The following is a 242-nucleotide window of genomic DNA, read 5'->3' on the forward strand; positions in this document are numbered from 1 at the left end:
ATTTGTCTAATTCTCCATTGCCATGTTAAGTATCGAATTAACCTTTTATGATATTTGTGTCTATAACTATTGTATTCAAGTGCTTTTTTAGATAATAACGCTGTTGTATTATTTGATCCGTATAAGTAATTGGTTAAAAAGCTTCCTGGCTTAATACGACAAGACTCAATGCCCATGTATTCATTAGTAACACTATGTCTCCACAATACAACTGAATCTAATACAAATAACCTTTTGATTAC

At 30.2% G+C, this 242-nt stretch carries 1 pseudogene; it reads right to left on the reverse strand.

The features are described from left to right. A pseudogene (locus FOT98_RS31765) lies at nt 1-242 on the reverse strand (XRE family transcriptional regulator); the annotation flags it as partial.

Source organism: Bacillus sp. HY001 (genome assembly GCF_007558965.1).
In the GTDB taxonomy this organism is placed as follows: Bacteria; Bacillota; Bacilli; order Bacillales; family Bacillaceae_G; genus Bacillus_A; species Bacillus_A mobilis.